Source organism: Rhodonellum sp., from assembly GCF_030656585.1.
GTDB classification, from domain to species: Bacteria; Bacteroidota; Bacteroidia; order Cytophagales; family Cyclobacteriaceae; genus Rhodonellum; species Rhodonellum psychrophilum.
The window spans coordinates 1-2,509 of the sequence record NZ_JAUSPP010000076.1; the positions used below are offsets into that span (position 1 = coordinate 1).

At 38.1% G+C, this 2,509-nt stretch carries 5 protein-coding genes; 2 read left to right on the plus strand and 3 right to left on the minus strand.

What is annotated here, in order from left to right; translation table 11 throughout:
• A partial coding sequence (locus Q7J63_RS19045; protein ID WP_304888508.1) for a hypothetical protein occupies positions 1–600 on the plus strand: 600 nt, incomplete at its 5' end.
• A 66-nt stretch (positions 601–666) separates the two neighbouring features.
• Here the strand turns inward: Q7J63_RS19045 and Q7J63_RS19050 are convergent.
• The 3 genes from Q7J63_RS19050 to Q7J63_RS19060 all read right to left on the minus strand — a co-directional run bounded on the left by Q7J63_RS19050 (position 667) and on the right by Q7J63_RS19060 (position 1,792).
• A complete protein-coding gene (locus tag Q7J63_RS19050) occupies positions 667–1,092 on the minus strand; it encodes a DDE-type integrase/transposase/recombinase (protein WP_304888510.1) in 426 nt (141 codons plus the stop codon).
• 131 nt (positions 1,093–1,223) lie between these two features.
• Complete coding sequence (locus Q7J63_RS19055; RefSeq protein ID WP_304888512.1) at positions 1,224–1,358, minus strand: hypothetical protein; 135 nt, start codon at positions 1,356–1,358, stop codon at positions 1,224–1,226.
• A gap of 140 nt (positions 1,359–1,498) precedes the next feature.
• Positions 1,499–1,792, minus strand: a complete 294-nt coding sequence (locus Q7J63_RS19060; RefSeq protein WP_304888514.1) for a transposase — start codon at positions 1,790–1,792, stop codon at positions 1,499–1,501.
• A gap of 407 nt (positions 1,793–2,199) precedes the next feature.
• Here Q7J63_RS19060 and Q7J63_RS19065 point away from each other — a divergent pair.
• Positions 2,200–2,509 (plus strand): hypothetical protein (locus tag Q7J63_RS19065; RefSeq protein ID WP_304888516.1); only part of this gene is annotated, 310 nt, incomplete at its 3' end.

Genomic DNA, 2,509 nt, shown 5'->3' on the forward strand with positions numbered 1-2,509 from the left:
GGTGTCGAAATAAGTGGGAATACAGTTGCAAATGTAGCCTCAAGCGGTATTTATATACATAATTCCCGAAGCATTGACATTTTTCAAAACAACATTTACAATGTTGGGAATTCCATCCTTTTTGTGCACGACAACCTCGGAGATCCAAACAGGAATATCAACATGAAGAACAACAACTTCCTTGCAAAAAACACAAATCAATCCCATGTTTTTGTTCGATCAAAATTAAATGATGTGGCGCTGATGGGAACATTTGACCAAAATGTTTTCGCAAAACCTGTCAATGAAAGTAATACCATCACCCTTCAGACTCAAGCAAAAAACGGACTGATTGACCTTCAAACCTGGAAGGACAGTTATGGTTTTGATATTACCTCTACCAAAAGCCCTGCTGCTTTTGATCCCAATAAAATGGACATTGAAGAATTCATCCTCTTCAATTACAATTATTCCAACAGTGCCAAATCACTTCCTCTATCAGGGACATATGTGGATCTAAGGGGTAAGATACTTTCCGGAAGTGTTTCTATACCCGCCTATTCCTCAGTGTTGTTGTTGAAAACAGGATCTGCTACGCCTATTGATAATATCGCTCGATAACACTCCTCACTTGTTGGACCAAAAGTCTGAGTTGCTAAGTTAATTTATTTGTTCATTACTGTTTGGTTACGCTGCCATTTCTGTTGCCCCTAAATACATCTCATCCGGTTTTTGGTTTGTGGTATGATGGACCTTTTGGTTGTAATATGCCATCTGGTTTTGTAGACCTTTTGCCAACTCGTAGCCGTCATCGCAGCGGTTCAGGTAGATATAGTCATATTTGATGGACTTCCAGAACCTTTCGATATAGATATTGTCCAAGGCCCTGCCTTTTCCGTCCATGGACACTCTTATCCCTTCTTTTTCAAGGTAAGCTATCCAAATTGAAGATGTATACTGACTTCCTTGGTCGGAGTTGACGATTTCCGGTTTCCCGTATATCTGGATGGCTTCCTCAAGGACTTGTTTGCACCATTTGGCGTCTTGGCTGTTGGATAGGCCCCAGGAAAGAATTTTTCTGCTGTAGCCATCCATCACGGCGGTCAGATACAAAATATCCTATGCATTTGGATGTAAGTAATATCTGTAACCCAGACTTGGTTGGGCCTTTCGATTTTGAGGTTTCTGAGCAGATAAGGCCTTATGTATTCCCTAAGGCCTGCTTTGGTCAGATTCTTTCTCCTTTAAAGCATTTCCCTGACCATCAATCTGAAGGGCCTTCTGATCCGTTTTGGCCCTACGACAAAACCCATTCCGGTCAGAAGATAAACCATCGATACCACTCCTTCTAAAGGATGGTTTAGCAGATGCCTATCCATGATCCTCATCATTTCAAGGTTCTCGGTCTTTTCCCCTGTCGGTTTGTAATAGAGGCTGCTTCTTAATATATCTAATATTTCACACTGTCTCCTAATAGACAGTCTATTTAAATCAGGGGAGATTCAATCACATCGTTTTTTCATATCCCCAGCTTCCTGCAACTTTTTTTTAAAAAGTCATTCTCAACCTTAAGCTGCCCAATCTGGGAGTAAAGCTGATCCAGGTCAGGACCTTCATCTTGTTTCTTGACATTATCTTTTTCAAAAACACTTACCATATTTCCCAAGAACTCCCCTTTCCATTTTGAAATCGCAACAGGGCTCACATCAAATTTCTTGGACAATTCCGCCAATGTAAACTGGTTCTTGATCGCTTCAAGGACTACTTTTGCCTTAAAGTCAGGGCTAAACTTCTTTCTTGTCTGCTTTTTCATAAGGTTAAATTTAGTTGGTTTTTTTAACCTAACCCATGGTCTAATTTTCGTGGAGCATTATATACAACCTAAAATTATTTTTTTTTCAATAATATTTTCAAATTTATTTTTTAACTAATAAGCAGGCAGGTTGGCACTTAATGCATTTTTTAACTCTTGAAAATCATATTTACAAATTCAAAACGATAATAATCAACTAATTTCTTAAAATTTAAATATTATCTTCTATTTAAACTGAAATTGTACTTTTCTTGATTTTCTCTTTTGCTTTTTTATTCTACATATTATGGGAACAATAGAATTATATATAATTACAAATAACCCGATTTGTAATTCATTAATTAATATATAAAAAACCATAATTCAGTTAATCACCCACGAATAGCTGTTTTATTATTACAAATACAATGAAAAAAACATCTACCAATCTGATTAGGGCCGCTTTTTCCTCCTTGCTATTCTTTGTTTGTTTGGTCGCTTATCCTAGCACCTTTCATTTCTCTTCTTCTCTTGGCGATGATACCCGTAGCAATGCCCAAGCTCAAAATGAGAATACACCCTGGAAGAGCATTCAAAAACTGAACTCCATTTTCAGTACCCTTCAGCCCGGTGATAAAATTCTGTTCAAAAACGGTGATGCGTTTTACGGAACCCTCTCCATCACCAAATCAGGTACCGCAGGTGCCCCAATTTCATTCGGAAGTTATGGTTCAGGTG

What these genes read in the sequence shown, in the direction of transcription:
- Q7J63_RS19055 (WP_304888512.1), bottom strand. Translation starts at nt 1,358, where the DNA reads ATGGATAGGCATCTGCTAAACCATCCTTTAGAAGGAGTGGTATCGATG.
- Q7J63_RS19060 (WP_304888514.1), bottom strand. Translation starts at nt 1,792, where the DNA reads ATGAAAAAGCAGACAAGAAAGAAGTTTAGCCCTGACTTTAAGGCAAAA.